This is a genomic window from Pseudomonas nitroreducens (assembly GCF_024170165.1).
Classification (GTDB): Bacteria; Pseudomonadota; Gammaproteobacteria; order Pseudomonadales; family Pseudomonadaceae; genus Pseudomonas; species Pseudomonas nitroreducens_C.
In genome coordinates this window covers 295,502-318,887 of sequence record NZ_JALJXP010000001.1, presented here as the reverse complement: position 1 = coordinate 318,887, position 23,386 = coordinate 295,502, and the positions used below count along the sequence as shown (strand labels likewise).

At 67.1% G+C, this 23,386-nt stretch carries 22 protein-coding genes; 10 read left to right on the top strand and 12 right to left on the bottom strand.

The window, feature by feature from the left end; translation table 11 throughout:
* The 6 genes from fmt (at position 1) to J2T47_RS01320 (ending at position 6,599) form a co-directional block, all read left to right on the top strand.
* Positions 1-975, top strand: a complete 975-nt coding sequence (fmt, locus tag J2T47_RS01345; RefSeq protein ID WP_253441775.1) for a methionyl-tRNA formyltransferase — start codon at positions 1-3, stop codon at positions 973-975.
* Positions 972-2,282, top strand: a complete 1,311-nt coding sequence (gene rsmB, locus J2T47_RS01340) for a 16S rRNA (cytosine(967)-C(5))-methyltransferase RsmB (RefSeq protein ID WP_253441773.1) — start codon at positions 972-974, stop codon at positions 2,280-2,282. Before fmt ends, rsmB begins: the two co-directional genes overlap by 4 nt.
* Positions 2,283-2,327: 45 nt before the next feature.
* Positions 2,328-3,701, top strand: a complete 1,374-nt coding sequence (trkA, locus tag J2T47_RS01335; RefSeq protein WP_253441770.1) for a Trk system potassium transporter TrkA — start codon at positions 2,328-2,330, stop codon at positions 3,699-3,701.
* Positions 3,702-3,827: 126 nt separating this feature from the next.
* Entirely contained in the window at positions 3,828-5,279 is a 1,452-nt protein-coding gene (locus tag J2T47_RS01330; protein ID WP_253441768.1) for a TrkH family potassium uptake protein, read from the top strand.
* Positions 5,280-5,331: 52 nt separating this feature from the next.
* The gene (locus J2T47_RS01325; protein ID WP_253441765.1) at positions 5,332-5,652 is read left to right on the top strand and encodes a tetratricopeptide repeat protein; all 321 of its coding nucleotides are present in this window, start codon (positions 5,332-5,334) and stop codon (positions 5,650-5,652) included.
* A gap of 83 nt (positions 5,653-5,735) precedes the next feature.
* On the top strand, positions 5,736-6,599 hold the full coding sequence (locus tag J2T47_RS01320; protein ID WP_253441763.1) for a Kdo hydroxylase family protein: 864 nt from the start codon (positions 5,736-5,738) through the stop codon (positions 6,597-6,599).
* 84 nt (positions 6,600-6,683) lie between these two features.
* Here J2T47_RS01320 and J2T47_RS01315 read toward each other — a convergent pair whose 3' ends face one another.
* From J2T47_RS01315 to J2T47_RS01275, 9 genes are all read right to left on the bottom strand, one after another.
* Positions 6,684-8,063, bottom strand: a complete 1,380-nt coding sequence (locus J2T47_RS01315) for an aspartate aminotransferase family protein (protein ID WP_253441761.1) — start codon at positions 8,061-8,063, stop codon at positions 6,684-6,686.
* A 16-nt stretch (positions 8,064-8,079) separates the two neighbouring features.
* On the bottom strand, positions 8,080-9,537 hold the full coding sequence (locus tag J2T47_RS01310) for an NAD-dependent succinate-semialdehyde dehydrogenase (RefSeq protein ID WP_253441759.1): 1,458 nt from the start codon (positions 9,535-9,537) through the stop codon (positions 8,080-8,082).
* Between the two features lie 134 nt (positions 9,538-9,671).
* A complete protein-coding gene (locus tag J2T47_RS01305) occupies positions 9,672-10,319 on the bottom strand; it encodes a 7-cyano-7-deazaguanine/7-aminomethyl-7-deazaguanine transporter (protein ID WP_253441757.1) in 648 nt (215 codons plus the stop codon).
* Positions 10,320-10,541: 222 nt separating this feature from the next.
* Positions 10,542-11,030, bottom strand: a complete 489-nt coding sequence (locus J2T47_RS01300) for an Lrp/AsnC family transcriptional regulator (RefSeq protein ID WP_253441755.1) — start codon at positions 11,028-11,030, stop codon at positions 10,542-10,544.
* Positions 11,031-11,048: 18 nt separating this feature from the next.
* Entirely contained in the window at positions 11,049-12,065 is a 1,017-nt protein-coding gene (gene doeB, locus J2T47_RS01295) for a N(2)-acetyl-L-2,4-diaminobutanoate deacetylase DoeB (RefSeq protein ID WP_253441753.1), read from the bottom strand.
* 4 nt (positions 12,066-12,069) lie between these two features.
* Entirely contained in the window at positions 12,070-13,260 is a 1,191-nt protein-coding gene (gene doeA, locus J2T47_RS01290) for an ectoine hydrolase DoeA (protein ID WP_253441751.1), read from the bottom strand.
* A 159-nt stretch (positions 13,261-13,419) separates the two neighbouring features.
* Positions 13,420-14,409: a cyclodeaminase gene (locus J2T47_RS01285; RefSeq protein WP_253441749.1), complete on the bottom strand. Its 990-nt coding sequence runs from the start codon at positions 14,407-14,409 to the stop codon at positions 13,420-13,422.
* Positions 14,402-15,376: a hydroxyectoine utilization dehydratase EutB gene (eutB, locus tag J2T47_RS01280; RefSeq protein ID WP_253441747.1), complete on the bottom strand. Its 975-nt coding sequence runs from the start codon at positions 15,374-15,376 to the stop codon at positions 14,402-14,404. Before eutB ends, J2T47_RS01285 begins: the two co-directional genes overlap by 8 nt.
* A gap of 242 nt (positions 15,377-15,618) precedes the next feature.
* Positions 15,619-17,013, bottom strand: a complete 1,395-nt coding sequence (locus tag J2T47_RS01275; RefSeq protein ID WP_253441745.1) for a PLP-dependent aminotransferase family protein — start codon at positions 17,011-17,013, stop codon at positions 15,619-15,621.
* A 408-nt stretch (positions 17,014-17,421) separates the two neighbouring features.
* Here J2T47_RS01275 and ehuB point away from each other — a divergent pair, with 408 nt between their 5' ends.
* The 4 genes from ehuB (at position 17,422) to ehuA (ending at position 20,535) form a co-directional block, all read left to right on the top strand.
* Positions 17,422-18,276, top strand: a complete 855-nt coding sequence (ehuB, locus tag J2T47_RS01270; protein ID WP_253441743.1) for an ectoine/hydroxyectoine ABC transporter substrate-binding protein EhuB — start codon at positions 17,422-17,424, stop codon at positions 18,274-18,276.
* A 77-nt stretch (positions 18,277-18,353) separates the two neighbouring features.
* Positions 18,354-19,010, top strand: a complete 657-nt coding sequence (gene ehuC / locus J2T47_RS01265) for an ectoine/hydroxyectoine ABC transporter permease subunit EhuC (RefSeq protein WP_138213443.1) — start codon at positions 18,354-18,356, stop codon at positions 19,008-19,010.
* Positions 19,010-19,666 carry an ectoine/hydroxyectoine ABC transporter permease subunit EhuD gene (ehuD, locus tag J2T47_RS01260; protein ID WP_138213444.1) on the top strand — a complete coding sequence of 219 codons (657 nt, stop codon included), beginning with the start codon at positions 19,010-19,012 and terminating at the stop codon, positions 19,664-19,666. The genes ehuC and ehuD overlap by 1 nt, the downstream gene beginning before the upstream one ends.
* 23 nt (positions 19,667-19,689) lie before the next feature.
* Complete coding sequence (gene ehuA / locus J2T47_RS01255; protein WP_301295329.1) at positions 19,690-20,535, top strand: ectoine/hydroxyectoine ABC transporter ATP-binding protein EhuA; 846 nt, start codon at positions 19,690-19,692, stop codon at positions 20,533-20,535.
* A 191-nt stretch (positions 20,536-20,726) separates the two neighbouring features.
* Here the strand turns inward: ehuA and J2T47_RS01250 are convergent, their stop codons facing one another.
* From J2T47_RS01250 to J2T47_RS01240, 3 genes are all read right to left on the bottom strand, one after another.
* The gene (locus J2T47_RS01250; protein ID WP_253441735.1) at positions 20,727-20,993 is read right to left on the bottom strand and encodes a PilZ domain-containing protein; all 267 of its coding nucleotides are present in this window, start codon (positions 20,991-20,993) and stop codon (positions 20,727-20,729) included.
* Between the two features lie 57 nt (positions 20,994-21,050).
* Entirely contained in the window at positions 21,051-22,364 is a 1,314-nt protein-coding gene (locus J2T47_RS01245) for an Nramp family divalent metal transporter (protein ID WP_253441733.1), read from the bottom strand.
* Positions 22,365-22,462: 98 nt separating this feature from the next.
* Positions 22,463-23,350 (bottom strand): lysophospholipid acyltransferase, encoded by an 888-nt coding sequence (locus tag J2T47_RS01240; RefSeq protein ID WP_253441731.1) that lies wholly within the window; start codon positions 23,348-23,350, stop codon positions 22,463-22,465.
* Positions 23,351-23,386 lie beyond the last annotated feature (36 nt).

The following is a 23,386-nucleotide window of genomic DNA, read 5'->3' as shown; positions in this document are numbered from 1 at the left end:
ATGAGCCAAGCACTGCGCATCGTCTTCGCCGGTACTCCGGAATTCGCCGCCGAACACCTCAAGGCCCTGCTCGATACTCCCCACGAGATCGTCGCCGTCTACACCCAGCCGGACCGCCCGGCCGGCCGCGGCCAGAAGCTGATGCCCAGCCCGGTCAAGCAGCTTGCCGTCGACAACGGCCTGCCGGTGCTGCAGCCGCCGACCCTGCGCGACCCCGCCGCCCAGGCTGAACTGGCCGCGCTGAAGCCGGACCTGATGGTGGTGGTGGCCTACGGGCTGATCCTGCCGCAGGTGGTGCTGGATATCCCGCGCCTGGGCTGCATCAACAGCCACGCCTCCCTGCTGCCGCGCTGGCGCGGCGCCGCGCCGATCCAGCGCGCGGTGGAGGCGGGCGACGCGGAAAGCGGCGTCACCGTGATGCAGATGGAAGCGGGCCTGGACACCGGGCCGATGCTGCTCAAGGTCAGCACGCCGATTTCCGCCGCAGACACCGGCGGCAGCCTGCACGACCGCCTGGCCGAGCTGGGCCCGAAAGCCGTGGTCGAGGCCATTGCCGGCCTCGCTGCCGGCACGCTGAAGGGCGAGGTGCAGGACGACGCACTGGCCACCTACGCACACAAGCTGAACAAGGAAGAGGCGCGCATCGACTGGTCGCGCCCGGCCGACGAACTGGAGCGCCGCATCCGCGCCTTCACACCCTGGCCGGTCTGCCATACCACCCTCGGCGAGGCCGCACTCAAGGTGCTCGGCGCCAAACCGGCGCAGGGCAAGGGCGAGCCCGGCAGGATCCTCGACACCAGCCGCGACGGTCTGCTGGTCGCCTGTGGTGAAGGCGCGCTGCTGCTGACCCGCCTGCAACTGCCCGGCGGCAAGCCGCTGGCCTTCGCCGACCTGTTCAACAGCCGCCGCGAGCAGTTCGCTGCCGGCCAGATGCTTGGCCATCAAGAGCAGGGTCTGCAAGGGCAGGGCGCATGAGTACCAATCCCCGTCTGGCGGCTGCCCGCGCGCTGGCCGCCGTGCTCGCCGGCCGCGCCTCGCTGGGCAGCTCGCTGCCGACCCAGCTGGAGAACGTCGAGCCGCGCGACCGTGGCCTGGTGCAGGAGCTGGCCTTCGGCAGTGCCCGCTGGCAGCCACGCCTGTCCACCCTCGCCGCACGCCTGCTGCAGAAGCCGTTCAAGGCCGGCGACCGTGACGTCGAGGCCCTGCTGCTGGTCGGCCTGTACCAGCTGCTCTACACCCGTATTCCCCCGCACGCGGCCATTGGCGAAACCGTCGGCTGCGCGGACAAGCTGAAGAAGCCCTGGGCCAAGGGCCTGCTCAACGCCGTGCTGCGCCGCGCCCAGCGCGAGAGCGAGAGCCTGCTGGCCGAGGTCGACAAGGACCCGGCCGCGCGCCTGGCGCATCCGCGCTGGCTGCAGAAGGCCCTGAAGAAATCCTGGCCGGAGCAGTTCGAAGGCATCTGTGCCGCCAACAACGCGCACCCACCCATGACCCTGCGGGTGAACCGCCGTCACGGCAGCCGCGATGCCTATCTGGAGGAGCTGAACCGCGTCGGCTTCGAAGCGACTGCCTGCGCGTTCAGCCGCGACGGCATCAATCTGGTGCAACCGTGCGATGTGCGCGAGCTGCCGGGTTTCGCCGAGGGCCGCGTCAGCGTGCAGGACGAGGCGGCGCAACTGGCCGCCGACCTGCTGGAGCTGGCCCCCGGCCAGCGAGTGCTGGACGCCTGCTGTGCCCCGGGCGGCAAGACCTGCCACCTGATGGAAGCCGAACCAGCACTGGCTGGCGTGGTTGCCGTGGACCTGGAAGAAAGCCGCCTGGTGCGCGTGCGCGAGAACCTCGCGCGCCTGCAGCTCTCGGCCGAACTGTTCGCCGCCGACGCCCGCGACACCGCCAGATGGTGGGACGGCAAGGCCTTCCAGCGCATCCTGCTGGACGCGCCGTGTTCCGCCACCGGGGTGATCCGCCGTCACCCGGACATCAAGCTGACCCGCACCGCCGAGGACATCGAGGCGCTGGCGAAGCTGCAGGGTGAGCTGCTCGACGCGTTGTGGGCAACCCTCGAAGTCGGCGGCGTGATGGTCTATGCGACCTGTTCGGTGATGCCCCAGGAAAACACCGAGCAGATCGCCGCGTTCCTCGGTCGCACCCCCGGCGCCCGCGAGCTGGACCTGCCGGGCCCCTGGGGCATCAAGCAGCCCCACGGGCGCCAGCTGTTCCCCCAGGAAGGGGGGCATGACGGCTTCTACTATGCCAAGCTCATCAAGATTTCGGCGAAGTAACAGGCGCCGATTCCCAACGGATCGAAACGGAAAGCACGCCGCTCCATGAAGATCATCATCCTCGGTGCCGGCCAGGTCGGCGGCACTCTGGCCGAGCACCTCGCCAGCGAAGCCAACGACATCACCGTCGTCGACACCGACGGCGAACGCCTGCGCGACCTCAACGATCGCCTGGACATCCGCACCGTCCACGGCAAGGCCTCATTCCCCACCGTGCTGCGCCAGGCCGGCGCCGACGACGCCGACATGCTGGTGGCGGTGACCAACAGCGACGAGGTGAACATGGTGGCCTGCCAGGTCGCCTACACCCTGTTCAACACCCCCACCCGCATCGCCCGCGTACGCGAGGCGGCGTACCTGACCCGCGCCGGGCTGTTCGACAACGAGGCGATCCCGGTCGACGTGCTGATCAGCCCCGAACAGGTGGTGACCAACTACATCAAGCGCCTGGTGGAATACCCCGGGGCGCTGCAGGTGATCGACTTCGCCGAGGGCAAGGCGCAGCTGGTCGGCATCCGCGCCTACTACGGCGGCCCGCTGGTGGGCCAGGAGCTGCGCCAGCTGCGCGAGCACATGCCCAACGCCGATACCCGCGTAGCGGCGATCTACCGGCGCAACCGGCCGATCATTCCCCAGGGCGACACGGTGATCGAGGCCGACGACGAGGTGTTCTTCATCGCCGCCAAGGCTCACATCCGCGCGGTGATGGGCGAGATGCGCCGGCTCGAGGACAGCTACAAGCGGATCATCATCGCCGGCGGCGGCAACATCGGCGAGCGCCTGGCCGAGGCCATCGAGAGCCGCTACCAGGTGAAGATCATCGAGATGAACCCGGCGCGCTGCCGACACCTTTCCGACAGCCTGGACAGCTCCATCGTGCTGCAGGGCAGCGCCTCGGACCGCGACCTGCTGCTGGAGGAGAACATCGGCGACACCGACCTGTTCCTCGCCCTGACCAACGACGACGAGGCCAACATCATGTCCTCGCTGCTGGCCAAGCGCCTGGGCGCGCGCAAGGTGATGACGCTGATCAACAACCCTGCCTACGTCGACCTGGTGCAGGGCGGCGAGATCGATATCGCCATCAGCCCGCAGCTGGCCACCATCGGCACCCTGCTGACCCATGTGCGCCGCGGCGACATCGAGAGCGTGCACTCCCTGCGCCGCGGCGCCGCCGAGGCCATCGAGGTGGTCGCCCACGGCGACGCCAAGTCGAGCAAGGTGATCGGCCGCAAGATCAACGAGGTCCAGCTGCCGCCGGGCACCACCATCGGCGCGGTGATCCGCGATGACGACGTGCTGATCGCCCACGGCGAGACGATGATCGAGTCCGGCGACCACGTGATCCTCTTCGTGGTGGACAAGAAGCGCATCCGCGACGTCGAGCGGCTGTTCCAGGCCGGTCTGACCTTCTTCTGATCCTGAGGCGGGCCACCCTTTGGTGGCCCGCCAGATCAATCCGAGGCAGTTTCAGACAGCTCCTACTGCGCCAGCCCGCCTCTCTTGTCACCCTGCGCGGCCTGTTCCAGCTGCCTGCCTCCGGTCATGCGCTACTCCTCCATCGGTAGAATCCTCGGCGTGTTGCTGATGCTGTTCAGCGCCACGCACCTGCCACCGCTGCTCGTGGACCTTCATTACGCCGAGCGCTCGTGGCAGCCCTTCGCGCTGTCGTTCCTGGTCACGCTGCTGACCGGCTTCGCCATCTGGTGGCCGTGCCGGCGGCACAAGCAGGACCTGCGCATCCGCGACGGCTACCTGGTGACGGCGCTGTTCTGGATCGTGCTGGGCTCCTTCGGCGCGCTGCCCTTCGCCCTGTCGGATGCACCGCACATGGGCATGGTCGATTCGCTGTTCGAGTCCTTCTCCGGCCTCAGTACCACCGGTGCCACCGTCCTTACCGGGCTCGATGCGCTGCCCCACGCCATTCTCTATTACCGTCAGCAGCTGCAATGGCTGGGGGGTATGGGCATCGTCGTACTGGCGGTGGCGGTGATGCCGATGCTCGGCATCGGCGGCATGCAGCTGTACCGCGCGGAAATGCCCGGCCCGCTGAAGGAGCACAAGCTCTCGCCGCGCATCGCCGATACCGCCAAGACCCTGTGGTTCCTCTACTGCGGCCTGACCCTGGCCTGCGCGCTGGCTTACTGGGCGGCCGGCATGAACCTGTTCGACGCGGTCGGCCACAGCTTCTCCACCATCGCCATCGGCGGTTTTTCCACCCACGACGCCAGCATCGGCTTCTTCGACAGTCCGCTGATCGAGCTGATCTGCATGACCTTCCTGGTGATCTCGGGGATCAACTTCAGCCTGCACTTCCTCGCCTGGCGCCAGCGCAGCCTGCGGCATTACCTGAAAGACACCGAGTGCCGGGCGTACCTCGGCATCCTGCTGGTGCTGTTCCTGATCAGCGCAGCGACGCTGATCCTCAATCACCACTACGACTCGCCATTGCAGTCGATCCGCTACGCGGCATTCATGGTGGTTTCGGTAGCGACGACGACCGGCTTCGGCCTCGCCGACTTCAGCACCTGGCCGACCCTGCTGCCCTACCTGCTGCTCTACAGCACCTTCATCGGCGCCTGCGCCGGCTCCACCGGCGGTGGCATGAAAGTGATGCGCATGCTGCTGGTGTACCGCCAGGGCATGCGCGAGTTTCTGCGCCTGCTGCACCCCAACGGGGTGTTTCTGGTGAAACTCGGGCGGCGCACCGTGCCCGACCGCGTGGTGGAATCGGTGTGGGCGTTCTTCTCGATCTACCTGCTGACCTTCGTCAGCCTGATGCTGGTGCTGCTGGCGCTGGGCGTCGATCAGCTCACCGCGTTCTCCACGCTCGCCTCCTGCCTGAACAACCTCGGCCCGGCGCTGGGTGATGCCGCGGCGCATTATGGCAACCTGCCGGGCAGCGCCAAACTGGTGCTGAGCCTGGCGATGGTGCTGGGGCGGCTGGAGGTGTTCTCCCTGCTGATCCTGCTGACACCCGCGTTCTGGCGCGCTTGAGCCTGGGGCAGCGCTAATGGGGCACAATGGCGGCCTGCTGACGGAGACCGCCATGATCGAATCGCTGGAAAAGATGCTCGCCAAGGGCGTGGACAACCCGCTGCTGCGCTTCGGCCTGGGCAAGGGCTATCTGGACGCCGGCGACGCCGTGCAGGCCGCCGAGCACCTGCGCCGCTGCGTGGAACAGGACCCGAAGTATTCCGCCGCCTGGAAGCTCTTGGGCAAGGCGCTGCAGGTCCAGGGTGACCTGGATGGAGCGCGCACGGCCTGGACCGATGGTCTGGCCGCTGCACAAATTCATGGCGACAAGCAGGCGGAGAAGGAAATGACGGTATTCCTGCGCAAGCTGGACAAGGCCGCCAACGCCCGCTGAATCATTGCACTCGCTGGATCGGCAAATTATTACAATATGTGTCTAATATGACTCTGCAACGGCCATAGCCTGTTGGAGAGTCCATGCCTGTTCCCACCGCGGCTCCCGAGCCAGCCCTGCAGCCCTCTGACAGCGCGGCAAGTCGACTGGAGCAGGGCGAAATACTCTGCTTCCCGCAACTGGGCTTCGATCTCTCGCCTGCCGAACGGGAGTTGCTCAACCCCGACCTGGTCGAACGCAAGCGCAAGAACATCAGCTTCGACGCACAGCGCGATCGACTCAGTGGCGTCACTGTCCCGGAACTACAGCCTCTGGTGCGGCGGCTGCTCGAACGCTACGGCCGGTTCAGCCAGGACCTGCTGGAAGAACTCGTGCCGGCCTACCGCGGACATCTCTGGCAGCCCACCACCAGCCTGCGCCTGCACTCCATCGCCAACTGGGCGCAGAACAGCTCCTGGCGCAAGGACGACCGACGCCTGCACATCGACGCCTTCCCTTCGCGGCCGCTGCACGGCGCCCGGATCCTTCGCGTATTCAGCAACATCAACCCGCATGGCCTGCCGCGTCGCTGGCAGGTTGGCGCGGATTTCGAAACCCTCGCCAGCCGCTATCTCCAGCAGCTGCGCCAGCCCAACCCGCTGCACACCTGGCTACTGGCGCAGTTGAGGATCACCAAGCGCCGGCGCAGCGCCTACGACCACCTGATGCTGCAGCTGCATGACCGCATGAAGGCCGACGGCGAACTGCAGAACGGCAATGCCGCGCGGCCCATGGAGTTTCCAGCGGGAAGCACCTGGGTCTGTTTCAGCGACCAGGTGGCCCATGCGGTCAGCGAGGGTCAGTACATGCTGGAGCAGACGGTGCTGCTGCCGATAAAGGCCATGCATGACCCGCAACGTTCGCCGCTGCGGGTGCTCGAACGTCTGACTGGGCGGCAGCTGGCCTGAGGCCAGCGCCGCGGTTTCGGCCGTAACGAAGGTGCACGCCGGCAGGAGCGCCCGATGGGCGCTTTTCGCGGGCATGGCCCGCTCCTACAGCACCTCAGCCGCCACCGCATCCACCGCCGCCTTGGCGATGCCGACGATCTCGTCGGCTTCAGCGCGGGTCAGCACCAGCGGCGGGGCGAAGCCGAGGATGTCGCCATGGGGCATGGCGCGGGCGATCATGCCGCGCGCAAGGCACTCCGCCGAAACCTTCGGGCCGACCTTCAGCGCCGCATCGAAAGGCGTGCGCGCCTCGCGGTCGGCCATGAACTCCAGCGCCGCCAGCATGCCATCGCCGCGCACCTCGCCCACCAGCGGGTGGCCCTCGAAGGTCTGGCGCAGCTGCTGGTTGAGGTAGCCGCCGACGTCCGCCGCATTGGCGGTGATGTTCTCCCGCTCGAGGATGTCGAGGTTGGCCAGCGCCGCTGCCGCGCAGATCGGGTGGCCGGAATAGGTCCAGCCATGGCCCATGGCGCCTTCGCGGGTCGAGGCGCTGTCGATCACGTCCCACACCTTCTCACCGACTATCACCGCCGACAGCGGCGCATAGGCGCTGGTCAGGCCCTTGGCGGTGGTGATCAGGTCCGGGCGCATGCCGTAGCGCTGGCTGCCCATCTTGTCGCCGAGGCGGCCGAAGGCGCAGACCACCTCGTCAGCGATCAGCAGCACGTCGTATTTCGCCAGCACCGCCTGGATCGCCTCCCAGTAGCCCTTGGGCGGGACGATGATGCCGCCGGTGCCCATCAGCGGTTCACCGATGAAGGCCGCCACGGTATCCGGGCCTTCGGCAAGGATCAGGTTTTCCAGCTCCTGGGCGCAGTGGCGCACGAAGCCGGCTTCGTCCATGCCGGCCGGGGCCTTGTAGAAGTGCGGGCAGAGCGTGTGCCTGACGCCTTCCACCGGCAGGTCGAAGTGCTGGTGGAAGCTCGCAAGGCCCGTGAGGCTGCCGGTGACGATGCCCGAGCCGTGGTAGCCGCGCTGGCGCGAGATGATCTTTTTCTTCTGCGGCCGGCCCAGCACGTTGTTGTAGTAGCGCACCAGCTTGACCTGGGTTTCGTTGGCGTCGGAGCCGGAGAGGCCGTAGTAGACCTTCTTCATGCCCGCCGGCGCCCAGTCGCGGATGATCCGCGCCGACAGCTCGATGATCGCCTCGGAGGAGTGGCCCACGTAGGTGTGGTAGTAGGCCAGCTGCGTGGCCTGGGCATGGATGGCGTCGGCGACCTCGGTGCGGCCGTAGCCGATGTTCACGCAGTACAGGCCGGCGAAGGCATCGAGCAGCTCACGGCCCTGGTGGTCGCGGATGCGCACACCGGAAGCGCCGGTGATGATTCGCCCCGGCAGCGCGCCACTGGCGTGATCGTGGGCGTGGGTCGAGGGGTGCATGAAGTGCGCGCGGTCGTCTTCGAACAGCTTGGCGTAGTCGGTCATGGCGTTGGTCTCCCGGTCAGATGGCGCCGTGGTGCAGGGCGAAGTACTTGGTTTCGACGAAAGGCTCGAAGCCCTCGCTGCCGCCTTCGCGGCCCAGGCCCGAAGCCTTCATGCCGCCGAAGGGAATGGGATGGCCGGTGAACCTGGCGCCGTTGACCGCCACCATGGCGAACTCCAGGCGCCGCATCAGCGGCCAGACGTGATCCAGGCGTTGCCCACAAAGGTAGGCGGCCAGGCCGTATTCGGTGTCGTTGGCCTGCCGGACGGCTTCGTCGAGGTCGTCGTACGCGCTGACGCCGGCGATAGGGGCGAAGGTCTCCTCGCGCCAGATGCGCATCTGCGGCGTGACATCGGCCAGCAGGGTCGGCTGATGGAACCAGCCGCCCAGTGCATGGGGCTCGCCGCCGGCGAGCAGGCGCGCGCCCTGGGCGATGGCGTCCTGCACACGCTCGCAGGTGACGTCGAAGGCTCCCTGGTGCATCAGCGGGCCGATCTGGCTGCGCGAATCGCTGGCCGGGCCGACGCGCAGTTCGCGCACGGCGCGGGCGAAGCGCTGCAGGAAGGGTTCGTAGAGTTCACGTGCGACCAGGATGCGGTTGGCCGCGCAGCAGTCCTGCCCGGAGGTCTGGAACTTGGCGTCGAGGGCGAACTGCACCGCCTGCTCCAGGTCGGCGTCGGGCAGCACGATGAAGGGCGCGTTGCCGCCCAGTTCCAGGGCGACTTTCTTCACGTCCTGGGCGGCGGCCTGCAGGACCAGCTTGCCCACCCGGGTGGAGCCGGTGAAGCTCACGGCGCGCACGCGACTGTCGCCCACCAGGGTCTCCATGGCCATCTGCGGCTCGCCGAGCACCACGTTGAACACCCCGGCAGGGAAGCCGGCTTCATCCGCCAGTTGCGCCAGGGCAAAGGCGGAGTAGGGCGTCTCATGGGCCGGTTTGACCACCACGCTGCAACCGGCGGCCAGGGCGGCGGCAGCCTTGCGGGTGATCATCGCCGAAGGGAAGTTCCACGGTGTCAGCAGGGCGGCGACGCCGACCGGCTCAACCACCGTGCCCAGGTGCGCGTTGGGGATGTGGCTGGGGATGTTGCGGCCGTTCAGCCGCCGCGCTTCCTCGGCGAACCAGGGGATGAAGCTGGCGGCGTAGTCGATCTCGCCGAGGGCTTCGGCCAGCGGCTTGCCCTGTTCCAGGCTGAGGATCTGCGCAAGGTCTTCGCGGTGCTGGTGAATCAGCTCGGCCCAGCGGCGCAGCAGGGCGCCGCGCTCATCCAGCGTGCGCGCACGCCAGGCGGGGAAGGCGGCAGCGGCGGCGTCCACCGCGGAAACAATCTGCTCGCGGTCGAGCAGCGGCACGTGGCCGATGGCTTCGCGGGTGGCAGGGTTGTCGACGGCAATGCTGGCGCCGCTGGTGCTGTGCAGCCAGTGGCCATTCACATAGCAGAGCGACTTGAACAGCAGGGGATGGGCAAAGGGCATGGCGGCGACTCCCGGACGGTTGGCATGGAGACCATGCTATGGGCCGGAGGCGCGCGGTTTTTTCCTAAGCGGGGGATGACGGCGGCAAATCTTTTCGCAGTTCTGCCGCCGCTGTTGGGCTTTTTCGGGTGGCGTCAGGCTGTGGCAGCGCGACGCAAGTTGCGGGTAATGGCGCTGAGCAGCATGCCGTAGAGCGGCACGAAGAGCATCAGCATGACCGCCAGCTTCACGCCGTAGTCGACCCAGGCGATCTCCACCCAGTGCTCGGCCATGAAGGCGTTGTCGCTCCCCCAGAAGGCGATGGAGAAGAAGGTGAAGGTGTCCAGCAGGTTGCCGAACAGGGTCGAGACTACCGGGGCGATCCACCACTGGCGCATGCGCCGCAGGCGGTCGAAGACCTGGATGTCGAGGATCTGGCCGAACACGTAGGCGAGGAAGCTGGCCAGGGAAATCCGCGCGACGAAGGTGTTGAATTCGCCCAGGGCGGCAAAGCCATGGAAAGCGCCTTCCTGGAACACCACCGAGATCAGGTAGGAAGCCAGCAGCGCCGGGATCATCACCCGGGCGATGACCAGCCGCGCCGGGCGCTTGCCGAGCAGGCGGACGGTGAGGTCGGTGGCCAGGAAGATGAACGGGAAGCTGAACGCGCCCCAGGTGGTGTGCCAGCCGAACAGGGTCATTGGCAGCTGCACCAGGTAGTTGCTGGCGATGATGATCAGAATGTGGAACGCGACCAGGCCGGCGAGTGCGCCGCGCCTTGCCGCCGGAAGGGATGCCGACATGCTTTGGGCCTTTTTCGTCGATGGGGTGAGGGAACCCATGCCCGGCACCATGCCGAGCGGCGCGCATTGTATACGATCCGGATCTGGAAGTCAGGATTTATTGAGCAAATTTTGTTCAATGCCGAGAGATGCGTGTAGGGCGCATAACGCGCCAGCGTTATCCGCCGCATGGGTTGTCCGCCACATGGGGAGCGGCGGATAACCTGTTCCAGGTTATTCGACCTACGAGAAGCTGCCTTCCTGCGCTTCGGTGGGGATTGCCGCATCCTGCGTCTTGATCACCTTGGTGACGATGTAGGTGAAGTAGCGCTCGATGCCCACGTCCTCCAGCAGCAATTGGTCGATGAAGCGCTGGTAATGGTCGATGTCGCGGGCCTGGATCATCGCGATGTAGTCCACCCCGCCGCCGGTGGCGTAGCAGAAGCCCACCTCCGGCGCCTGCTGCAGGCGCTGCTCGAAGCGCTTCATGTCCTGCGCGGTGTGCCGTGCCAGGGTGATTTCCACCAGCACCTGCTGCTGTTTGAACAATGCCGGCCAGTCGATCTGCGCGCGGTAGCCCTTGATCAGCCCGGCCTCCTCCAGCTTGCGCACGCGCTCCCAGGCCGGGCTGACCGAAAGGCTGATCGCCTCGGCCAGGCTCGACTTGGTGATGCGCCCGTCGCCGGCGAGTATGCGCAGGATCTTCAGGTCATAACGGTCGAGCTTGATCATCGCTGCCTCCCGCGCGGCTCAGTCGAGCACCTCGGCAACCACCGCGAGGGTGTCGCCGCTCTGCACCAGGCCGGGGAAGTGTCGCGCGGCGAGGATGCCGCTGCGCCTGGCGCGGTACTCCACCGGTGCCGCGCCAGTGCGCAACACGTCGTGCACCCGCGCCAGCACCTCGCCGCACTCCACCCGTTCGCCCAGGTCGCGACACATTTCCAGCAGGCCGCCGTGCTGGCTGGCAACGAAGCAGTCGCCATCGGGCATGTCGAGCATCACCGAATCCGCCGGCTCCAGGTCGCCGCGCAGGATGCCGGCCTGCACCAGTACATTGCGCACGCCGCGCCGCGCGATGGCCACGGTGCGCGCGCTGCTGCTGCCGCCGCCACCCAGTTCGGTGGTGACGAAAATCTTGCCCTGCTCCTCGGCCGCTGTGTCGTACATGCCCACTGCGTCCAGCTCCAGCATGCGCATGGCGAAGGGCGCAGCGAAGGCGCGCATCAGCGCTTCGCTGGCTTGCTGCTGGGCCTTGTCCGGCAGCACGTGGCAGGCGGCGAAGGGCAGGAAGTCGAGGGTGCGGCCGCCGGAATGGATATCCAGCACCACGTCCGCCAGCGGCAGCAGGGTGCGCTGGAAGTAGTCGGCGATCTTCTGCGTCACCGTGCCGTCCGGGCGACCGGGGAAGCTGCGGTTGAGATTGCCGGCGTCGATCGGCGAGGTGCGCTTGCCGGCGAGGAACGCCGGGGTGTTCATGAACGGCACGATGATCACCCGGCCGCGTACGTCCTCGGCGCGCAGTTCCTGGGCCAGGCGGCTGAGCGCCACCGGGCCTTCGTACTCGTCACCATGGTTGCCGCCGGTGAGCAGCGCGGTGGGACCGTCGCCGTGCTTCACCACGCAGATCGGGATCATCACCGCGCCCCAGGCCGAGTCGTCCCGCGAGTAGGGCAGCTTGAGGTGGCCGTGCTGCACGCCGTCGCGCTGGAAATCGACACTGGCGGCGATGGGGTTGTCGCGCAGTGGCTTGTCGAGTGCATGGGTCATCGCCTCACTCCTTCACGAACAGCTGGCGCGGGTAGTCGCAGAAGGTCTCCACGCCGCGCTCGGTGATGAGGATGCTTTCGGTGATCTCCAGGCCCCAGTCGTCCATCCACAGGCCGGGCATGAAGTGGAAGGTCATGCCCGGTTCGAGCACGCTGTTGTCGCTCGGCCGCAGGCTCATGGTGCGCTCGCCCCAGTCCGGCGGGTAGCTGATACCGATGGGGTAGCCGCAGCGGCTGTCCTTGTGGATGCCGAATTTCTCCAGCACGCCGAAGAAGGCGCGGGCGATATCGCCGGTGGTGTTGCCGGGTTGGGCGGCGTCCAGGCCGGCGGCGATGCCTTCGACCACGGCCTTTTCCGCGTCGAGGAAGTGCTTGGGCGGCTTGCCGAGGAACACGGTGCGCGACAGCGGGCAGTGGTAGCGCTTGTAGCAGCCGGCGATCTCGAAGAAGGTGCCGGCGCCGCGTTCGAAGGGCGTGTCGTCCCAGGTCAGGTGTGGTGCGCTGGCGTCGGCGCCGGTGGGCAGCAGCGGGACAATGGCCGGGTAGTCGCCGCCGTGGCCGTCGGCGCCGAGGATGCCGGTGCTGTAGATCTCGGCCACCAGTTCGTTCTTGCGCATACCCGGTTCGATGCGCTCGACGATGTGCGCGTGCATCTTCTCGACGATGCGCGCGGCGACGCGCATGTACTCGATCTCCCGCGGCGATTTCACGGCGCGCTGCCAGTTCACCAGGGCGGTGGCGTCGACGAACTTCGCGCTCGGCAGGTTGGCCTGCAGCGAGCGGAAGGCGGCGGCGCTGAAGTAGTAGTTGTCCATCTCCACGCCGATGCTCCTGCCGGCCCAGCCGCGCGCGGCGATGACCTCACGGGACAGGTAGTCCATCGGATGGCGCTCGGTGGACTGCACGTAGTGGTCGGGGTAGCCGACGATATTGTCCGCCTGCATGAACACCGTGCGGCGCGCGCCGTTGGCGTCCTGGCCTCGGCCGAACCAGACCGGCTCGCCCTCCAGCGCCAGCAGCACGCACTGGTGCACGTAGAAGGACCAGCCGTCGTAGCCGGTGAGCCAGGCCATGTTCGACGGGTCGGTGACCAGCAGCAGTTCGATGCCGCGCTCAAGCATGCTGGCGCGGACCTTGGCGATCCGCTGGGCGTATTCCTCCCGGCTGAAGGGGAGATTGACGACGATTTCGGACATGCGGAAATCCTCTCTGGTTGGCTTTTCGTAGGAGCGAGCTTGCTCGCGAACCCGCCCAGCGCTGGCACCGCCGGAAAATCCGTTCGCGAGCAAGGGCTAGGCGCCCCCCTCGGTCCTACAGGTGTCTTTCAGTGACTCCCGCGAAGCGGGACGATTTTTTCAGCTGCTGAAACGGAACCCCATGCCCATCCGCTGCGCCCGCTGGAAAGCCAGGCCGGCGATGGCGGTGTCCTGCGCGCCGGTGCCGGTGAGGTCGCAGAGGGTGATGTCTTCGGCGCGGCGGCGGCCTTCGCGCTGCCCGGCGATGACCTGGCCCAGCTCGGCGAAATCGTCATCCCGGCTGACGTCGCCGGCCTGCACCGCGTGGTGCAGCTCGCCCAGCACCAGGGTCTGGCTGACGCGGTCGGCGACATAGCAGTCCACGGCGGCCAGCGCGGCGGCGGCGATCTCGTTCTTGTGCTCGGCGTCCGAGCCCATGGCGGTGATGTGCAGACCGGGGCGCAGGTGCTTCTTCTGAATCAGCGGCTCGCGGCTGGGGGTGCTGGTGATGGCGATGTCGGCGCCTTCCAGCGCTTCGTCGATGCTGGCGCAGGCGCTGACCGCGATGCCCATGGTGCTCAGTTCCTGCGCGCAGTGCCGCGCCTTGTCGAGGTCCCGCGCCCAGACGCTGGCCGCTTCGATGGGCCGCACCAGGCACAGTGCCTTGAGCTGCAGCCGCGCCTGTTCGCCGGCGCCGATCAGCGCGACCTGCCGCGAGTCCTCGCGGGCCAGCCACCTGGCCGCCACCGCTCCGGCGCAGGCGGTGCGCACGGCGGTGAGGTAGCCGTTGTCCAGCAGCAGGGCGTCGAGCAGGCCGGTGCGCGAGGAGAGCAGCATCATCATGCCGTTGAGGCTGGGCAGGCCGAGCCTGGGGTTGTCGAAGAAACCGGGGCTGACCTTGATGGCGAAGCGCGGCAGGCCGGGCAGGTAGGCGGTCTTCACGTCGACTTCGCCGTTGTGCTCGGGCACGTCCAGGCGAAGGATCGGCGGCATCGCCACCGGCGCGGTGGCCAGCAGGCGGAAGGCCTGTTCGACGGCGTCGAGGCTCTCCCGGTCGATGGCCACGCAGGCGCGCAGGTCGGCTTCGCTGAGCAGGGTGACGTCAGCCATGGGCGGTCTCCTCGAGGATCTGCTGGTGTTGTTCGATGGCGATGTTGCGGCCGCTGACGATCACCACCACCGGGCCGACCGGGGCGATCAGGCCGTCCAGCAGCGCGGCGATGCCGACTGCGGCGGCGCCTTCCACCACCTGCCGCTCCTCGCGGTAGGCGTGGCGGATACCGGCGGCGATGGAGGGCTCGTCGAGCAGGTGCAGCTGGTCGCAGTAGTCGCGTGCCAGGGCGAAGGTGCAGCGGTTGTCCAGGCCGATGCCGCCGCCGAGGGAATCGGCGAGGGTCGGCAGTTCTTCCACTTCCATCGGATGGCCGGCGGCGAGGCTGGCGGCCATGGCGGCGCCACGGCGCATGCTGATGCCGTGCACGCGGATGCTCGGATCGGCGTGCTTGAGCGCCAGCGCCACGCCGCCGAACAGGCCGCCGCCGGAGAGTGGCACCAGCACCTGGCGCACGTCCGGCAGCTGTTCGAGGATTTCCAGGCCGAGGGTGCCCTGGCCGGCGATGATCTGCGGGTGGTCGAAGGGCGGCAGCAGCGCCGCGCCCTGCTCGCGGGCAATCCGCTCGGCTTCGGCCTGGGCGTCGTCCTGGCTGTGGCCGACGATGCGCACCTCGGCACCCAGTTCGCGGATCGCCTGGACCTTGTTCGCCGGCACCAATTGCGACAGGCAGACGGTGGCGTGCACGCCGAGCATCCGCGCGGCATGGGCCAGCGCCCGGCCGTGGTTGCCGGTGGAGGCGGCGACGACGCCCCTGGCCTTCTGCTCGTCGTCGAGCTGGGCAATCGCATTGCTTGCGCCGCGCAGCTTGAAGCTGCCGGTGATCTGCTGCGATTCGAGCTTGAGGTACACCGGCGCACCGAGCAGGCGCGACAGGCTGGCCGAGTATTCCAGCGGCGTCTGCCGCACCAGACCCTGGATGCGCTGGCGTGCACGGTACAGCTCGATGAGGGGAATCGGCTCCATCTCGGCCTCCGGAGAATGCAGTGGGGCCGAGTGTAGGGGCGGGAAATTGTCGCGATGAATGTACTAGGACGATGTCGTTCTCGGAGGATCCGCTCCTACGGTGAAGCTGAGTACAGACCGTAGGGCGGATATGTGTAGGAGCGAGCTTGCTCGCGAACCCGCCCAATCCCGACGTCGCCGGGAAATCCATTCGCGAGCAATAACGATGGCGTCCCCCTCGCTCCTACAGGGAGATTTCGGCTTCAGAAATCGTGGATCTTCGGGAACTGCCCGAACAGCTCGCGCATGTCTTCCAGGGCGCTGACCATGCGCTGATCGCTGCATTCCGCGCCCATGCACAGGCGCACCGCGCGCGGTCGCGGGGTACCACGCACCATGAACGGATCGGGCGGCGTCACGGCGATGTGCCGATGGCGCAGCTCGCGCACCAGGCTGTCCAGTTCCCAGTGTTCGGGGATGCCGATCCAGGCGCTCAGCGAATGCGGATCGCAACCGCGCAGGTAGTCGCCGAGGTATTCGCGCACCAGCCCCTGGCGCGTCTCCAGCACACGGCGCTGCAGGCCGATCAGCGCCTGGGCGTTGCCGTTGTAAATCCAGCGCGCGGCGACTTCCGCCAGCAGCGGCGTGCCCATCCAGCTGTTCACCCGCAGGATGCTTTCGGTGCGCAGCGCCAGCCGCCGCGGCATCGCCAGGTAGCCGATGCGCAGGCCGGTGAGCACGCTCTTGGTGAAGCTGGTGCAGTAGAACGACAGGTCCGGCAGGTAGTGGCTGAGCGGCGGCGGGCGGCGCTCGCCGAGCAGCGGGCCGTAGACGTCGTCCTCGATCACGTGCACGCCATAGCGCTGGGCGATGGCGGCGATCTCGCGGCGACGGGTGTCGGGCATCAGGCAGGAGGTCGGGTTGTTCAGGTTGGGCGTGCACACCAGCGCGGTGATGCGCTCGTTGGCGCAGAGGTCTTCGAAGTGCTCCGGGTCGATGCCTTCCCTGTCGATCTCCACGCCCTTGAGGGTGAAGCCGAGCACCTGGGAATTGCCGATCACGCCGTGGTCGGTGAGCTGCTCGCAAAGCACCACGTCATCCGGCCCGGCGAGGGACGCGAGGGCCAGGAAGATGCCGTGGGCCGCGCCATTGGTGATCAGCACGTCGTCGCGCTCGCGCTCGAGGCCCAGCTGCGCCATCCATTTCACCCCGGCGTCGCGGTGCGAATCGAAGCCGGCCACCGGGCGGCAGGCGCGCATCCAGGGCTGGTCGGTTTCCAGCGCCAGCTCGCGGCAGCTGTCCTGCCACAGGCGGTCGTGCTCGCGGGTGTGGACGATGCTGGCGATGGAGAAGTCCACCAGCGCGCGTTCGGGGTGGTCGACCATGTAATGGGCCATGCCCTCGGTCATCCGCCGGGTGACGAAACTGCCGCGGCCGACCTCGCAGCGCACCAGGCCCTGGCGTTCCAGTTCCTTGTAGGCGTTGGTCACGGTCTGCACGCTGATGCCCAGGCCATCGGCCACGTGACGCTGCGGCGGCAGGCGCTGGCCGTCGCTGAGGCGGCCCTGCTCGATGTCACCGGCAATGGCCTGCACCAGGGTCTTGTACTTGGATTCGCCGACCCGCAGGTCGGCCAGGGCGCGACGCCAGGCTTCCATCTTCAGCGCTCCGTCTGGTCAGGGGTCCAGAGTGACCGACCCGCACACCGGCGGCAATTGTCCTAGTGCAATGTCGCCGCTTCGACCCCTTTTGTATGCTCGGGCGCAGGACATACAGCCGCGCACCTGTCAGTACATCGGGCCGCATTGTCAGGCCCGCGCAGAAAAAACCTGCGGATGCGTTCGTCGCGACGGTGGCTTTTTCCCGCCGCGGGGTTGTCGATCAGGAACAGCCGCAAGGCGCCGCGGCTTAGTCTGGCGTCGAGCTGATCGCCCTTGCCGGCGTGAGAACTTCGGAAGGCCCCCAGGGGCCCGACCTACAAGAACAACAGTCGTACGACATTGCTACCTGCCATCCATCGCCGCGCGCCCACCGCGTTCGGCAAGAGAAGATCAGGAGATCCGAAGATGAGTACCGCCCCTGTTTTCCTGCGCCGCCTGAGTCTTGCCTGCACCCTGCTGGCCTGCGCTGTCGCCAGCGCCGGCAGCTATGCCGAAACCACCCTGGAACGCATCAAGAGCACTGGCACCGTGCGCATCGGCTACGCCAACGAAGCGCCCTTCGCCTACACCGAGACCTCCGGCAAGGTCACCGGCGAATCCCCGGAAATCGCCACGCAGATCTTCACGAAAATGGGTGTGAAGAAGATCGAGCCGGTGCTGACCGAATGGGGCGCGCTGATCCCCGGCCTGCGCGCCGGACGCTTCGACGTGATCGCCGCCGGCATGTACATCACTCCGCCACGCTGCCAGCAGGTGATCTTCACCGACCCGCACTACCAGATTCCCGATTCGCTGCTGGTGAAGAAGGGCAACCCGAAGAACCTGCACAGCTACGCCGACGTGAAGAACAACCCGGACGTGAAGCTGGCGATCATGTCCGGCACCGCCGAGCTGGGTTACGCCCGCGCCGAGGGCGTGGCGGAAGAGCAGATCGTCCAGGTACCCGACACCACCGCCCAACTGCAGGCCGTGCGCGCCGGCCGCGCCGATGCCAGCGTCGGCACCGCGCTGACCATGAAGGGCCTCGCGGCGAAAGGCGGCGATTCGGTGGAAGCCATCGCCGACTTCAAGGACGACCCGTCGCACATCGGCTACGGCGCCCTGGCCTTCCGCCCGGACGACAAGGACCTGCGCGACGCGGTGAACGCCCAGCTCAAGCAGTGGCTGGGCGGCCCCGAGCACCTGGCGACGGTCAAGCCGTTCGGTTTCGACAAGTCCAACGTCACCGACAAGACCGCCGCCGAACTCTGCAAACAGTGACCGCGCGAGGCGCGTCGCTGGCATAGGGCGCGCCTGCCCGGCCGTTTGGTCGAACCTGTCGCAACGGGATACGTACCATGGGTGAATTGCTTCCTCTGCTGCTGGAGGGCGCCTGGATCACCGTCCAGGTGACCGTCTTCGGCTCCCTGCTGGCGGTCGCCGCCGCCATCATCGCCGCACTCGGCCGGCTCTCGCCGTGGCCGGCAGTGCGCTGGGTGTCCATCGCCTACATCGAGCTGTTCCGCGGCACCTCGCTGCTGGTGCAGCTGTTCTGGCTGTACTTCGTGCTGCCGCTGCCGCCGTTCAACCTGGAGATGAGCGCCTACAGCGTGGCGATCATCGGCCTGGGCCTGCACATCGGCGCCTACGGCGCGGAAGTGATGCGCGGCGCCATCGGCTCGGTGCCCAAGGGGCAATACGAAGCCTCGCTGGCGCTGAACATGTCGCCCTTCACCCGCTTCCGCCGGATCATCCTGCCGCAGGCACTGCTCTGTGCGATTCCGCCCGGCACCAACCTGCTGATCGAGTTGCTGAAGAACACCTCGCTGGTGTCGCTGATCACCCTCTCGGACCTGACCTTCCGCGCGCGCCAGCTGGACCAGGCGACCTTCGAGACCATGAAGATCTTCCTGCTCACCCTGGTGCTGTACTTCGTCATGGCCCAGGTCATCGTCTTCCTCATGCGCCGCCTCGAACGCTGGCTGGGGCACGGCCGAATCCGCGGAGGCCTGTGATGAAATTCTTCGACTGGGACTTCGCCTGGCAGATTCTCCCGCAACTGCTGCACGCCTCGCTGCGGACCATCGCCATCACCCTGGTGGGGTTTGCCCTGGCCGTGGTGTTCGGCCTGCTGTTCGCCATCGCCCGGCGCAGCCGGCACATCTGGCTGTCGTGGCCGGCGGCCTGGCTGATCGAGTTCATCCGCAGCACGCCGCTGCTGATCCAGGTGTATTTCCTGTTCTACGTGCTGCCGACCTACGGGCTGAGCATGACCGCCCTGGTGGCCGGTACCCTCGGCATCGCTCTGCACTATGCCTGCTACACCGCCGAGGTATACCGCGCCGGCCTGGAAGCCGTGCCGCGCGGGCAATGGGAAGCGGTCACCGCGCTGAACTTCTCGCCGTTCAAGGCCTACCGCGAAGTCATCCTGCCCCAGGCGATCCGCCCGGTGCTGCCGGCGCTGGGCAATTACCTGATCGCCATGTTCAAGGACACCCCGGTGCTCTCGGCGATCACCGTGGTGGAAATCATGCAGCAGGCGAAGAACATCGGCTCCGACAGCTTCCGCTACCTGGAACCGATCACCCTGGTCGGGGTGTTCTTCCTGCTCATCTCCATCGGCCTGGCAAGCGTCGTGCGCCAGGTGGAAAAACGTACGGCGCTGCCATGACTGACTCTTCTGGAGGTACTCCGATGTCCGTTCACTCCCTACAGACTGCGCCCCGCTTGGCCAGCCAGGATGCCCCGGCCGCGCGCGCCGATACGGCCCAGCCGATGGTCAGCTTCCGCAATGTGTGCAAGAGCTACGGCAGCTTCAGCGTGCTCAAGGACCTCAACCTGGAGGTGAAGGCCCACGAGAAGGTCGCCATCATCGGCCCCAGCGGCTCGGGCAAATCCACCCTGCTGCGCGCACTGATGACCCTGGAAACCATCGACAGCGGGCTGATCGAGGTCGACGGCGAACCGCTCACCCACCTCAAGCGCAACGACACCCTGGTGCGCGCGCCGGAAAGTCACGTGCGCAAGGTGCGCAGCAAGATCGGCATGGTCTTCCAGTGCTTCAACCTGTTCCCGCACATGAGCGCGCTGCGCAACGTGATGGAGGCGCCAGTACAGGTGCTCGGCATGCGCCGCATTGAGGCCCGTGAGCGGGCGGTGGAGCTGCTGGAAATGGTCGGCCTGGGCAACAAGCTCGACCACTATCCGTCACAGCTCTCCGGCGGCCAGCAGCAGCGCGTGGCCATTGCCCGCGCGCTGGCGATGCGGCCCAAGGTGATGCTGTTCGACGAGGTGACCTCGGCGCTGGACCCGGAGCTGTGCGGCGAGGTGCTCAACGTGGTGCGCAAGCTGGGCGCCGAGCACAACCTGACGATGCTCATGGTCACCCACCAGATGGGCTTCGCCCGCGAATTCGCCGACCGCGTGTGCTTCTTCCACCAGGGCAGCATCCTCGAGCAGGGCAGCCCGCAACAGTTCTTCGGCCACCCGCAGCATGAGCGGACGCGGGCGTTCCTGAGTGCGGTGAACGAGGCGAATTGAGCGGGTTTCTGCAAAGAGCCCCTCACCCTAACCCTCTCCCGCAAGCGGGAGAGGGGACCGTTCGGAGCAGGATGGAACCACAGCATCAGCCGGCACGATCTGCCCCCTCTCCCTCCGGGAGAGGGTTGGGGTGAGGGGATGCGCGAGCACGGATTAATCCAGGGAAAGACAGTTGCTCCTACAAAGAGCAATCAGGCGTTAGCGACAAAGCGGAAGCCCGCGCCTTCGGCGTCGGTGCGCATCACTTCCATCTCCAGGATCGGCGCCTCGAAGGGCATGTCCTGCACCTGGCCGGTCACGCGGGTGCCGGCGGGCAGCGCGGCGAGCACTTCATGACGGACATAGACGCCGCCGTCGGACAGATCACGGGTATGGCCGAACACATCACCGAAGCTGGCATGGCTGATCTTGATCCGGCACTTCATCGGGGTACGCGGGTACTGCCTTTGGTTCGACATGAATGGCATCCGTCCTGAATGTCAGCGCACTAATGGGCCTGAAACCCGGGGGTCAGGTCAAGCCAGCAATTGCGCGAGCAGCCAGAGATTGGCGACGCTGATGACGCAGAACAAGCCCCAGGCCAGCACCCGGGTGAGCAGGGAGTTGGCGAACTCGCCCATCAACGCGCGATCGCTGGTGAAGCGGATCAGCGGCCAGAGCGCGAACGGCAGTTGCAGGCTGAGCACCACCTGGCTGAACACCAGCAGCTTGCCCACCGCCTTGTCGCCCAGCATCACCACGCCGATCAGCGCCGGAATCAAGGCCAGGGCGCGGGTGATCAGGCGGCGCTGCCAGCAGGGGATCTTCATCTGCAGGAAGCCGTCCATGATCACCTGCCCGGCGATGGTGCCGGTGAAGGTGGAGCTCTGCCCGGAGGCAAGCAGGGCGACGCCGAAGAGGATCGCCGCCAGGCCGGTGCCCACCAGTGGTTCGAGCAGGCGATAGGCGTCCTGGATTTCGGTGACGCCGGTGTGGCCGGTCTCGTGGAAGGCTGCGGCGGCCAGGATCAGGATCGCCGCGTTGACCAGCAGCGCGAGGCTCAGCGAAACCACGGTGTCGATGCGTGTCAGACGGATCGCCGCGGCCTTGCCGTTGGTCCCGCTGACCTGCCGCGTCTGCACGATGGAGGAGTGCAGGTAGAGGTTGTGCGGCATCACCGTGGCGCCGAGGATGCCGATCGCCAGGTACAACGGCTCGCGCTGGGTGACCGCGTCCCAACTGGGCAGGAAGCCGGCGGCGACGTCGGGCCAGTAGGGCTTGATGAGGATCAGCTCGACCAGGTAGCAGCCGCTGATGGTGACGATCAGCCCCAGCATGATCGCTTCCAGGTGGCGGAAGCGCTGGCCCTTGAGGCCGAGCACGATGAGCGTGTCGAAGGCGGTGAGGATCACGCCGGTGACCAGGTCGACGCCCAGCAGCAGGTGGAAGGCCAGGGCACAGCCGAGCACTTCGGCGAGGTCCGTGGCGACGATGGAGAGTTCCGCCAGCAGCCATTGCAGGCGCGCCACGCCGAGGCTGTAGCGGCTGCGCGAGAGCTGCGCCAGGTCCTGGCCGGTGACGATGCCCAGGCGCATCGCCAGGCACTGCAGGACCATCCCGGCGAGGCTGGAGAGCAGCACCACGAACAGCAACTGGTAGCCGAAGCCGGAGCCCGCCTCGATGGCCGTGGCCCAGTTGCCCGGGTCCATGTAGCCGATGGAGACCAGCAGGCCGGGGCCGGCGAACTGCAGGATACGTTTCCACAGCGGCGCGCCGGCCGCGACCTGGATGCTGCCTTTGACTTCCGAGGGACAGAATGGCGCGGTGGCGGTGGTCGGCAGGCCGAGCATGAGCAGAGATTCCGGGAGCGTGAGACGTTCAGCCTGACGCCCCGGGCGTCAACAATCCAGGGGCGCCGTGCCTATCGGGTCGATTGAGCGGGGCGTGCTCAGTACCACCGGGCCTCGCCCTCGGGGCGCTTCTTGAAGCGCTTCATGGTCCACATGTACTGGCTGGGATAGGCCCGTACGTACTTGGCCAGCTCGCGGCTGAGCGCCGCCACCGACACTTCCATGTCCTTGTCGTACATGTCCGCCGGGGCGGCTTCGAGGATCACCTTGTAGCCGCTGCCGTCGGGCAGCCGCACGGCGTGGAAGAACACCCCGCGGGCCTTGCCGCGCGCGAGCAGCGAGGGCACGAACTTGCTGGTCAGCGCGGTGGTGCCCAGGTAGGGCACGAATAGGCCCGAGCCGAGGTCCGGCTCCGGGTCGCAGGGGATGCCGACGCAGCCGCCGTTCTTCACTTCCCTGATCACACTCTTGATGCCTTCAGGCGTCGAAGGCGCGACGCGGTTCCCCAGCTGCACACGCTGCTTCTTCAGCAGGTCGTCCACCGCCTTGAGCTTGGGCGGGCGGTAGAAAATGATCGGCTTGGCGTAGGAGCAGTAGAAATGGTTGAGCACTTCCCAGTTGCCCAGGTGGCTGGTGATGCCGACCAGGCCGTCACCGGAGGCCAACGCCTCTTCCAGCACTTCCATGCCTTCGACTTCGCGGATGAACTGCAGCGATTTCTGCGGCGACCACATCCAGGCGCAGGCGCTCTCGGTCAGCGTGCGGCCGATATCCATCAGGCTCTGGCCGACGAGTTTCTCCAGCTCGGCCCCGGACAGCTCGGGGAAGCAATGCGACAGGTTGATCCGCACGATCTCGCGGGACCGGTTGGGCAGCTTCCACATCAGCCAGCCGATCCCGGCACCCAATGCGCCCACCGCGCGCCACGGCAGCATGGCGAACAACCGCAGGAAGCCCACCACCAGTGCGCCCTTGAATTTCTCCACGGAAAACTCCTTCAAGCAGATGGCGGCCATTGTAGC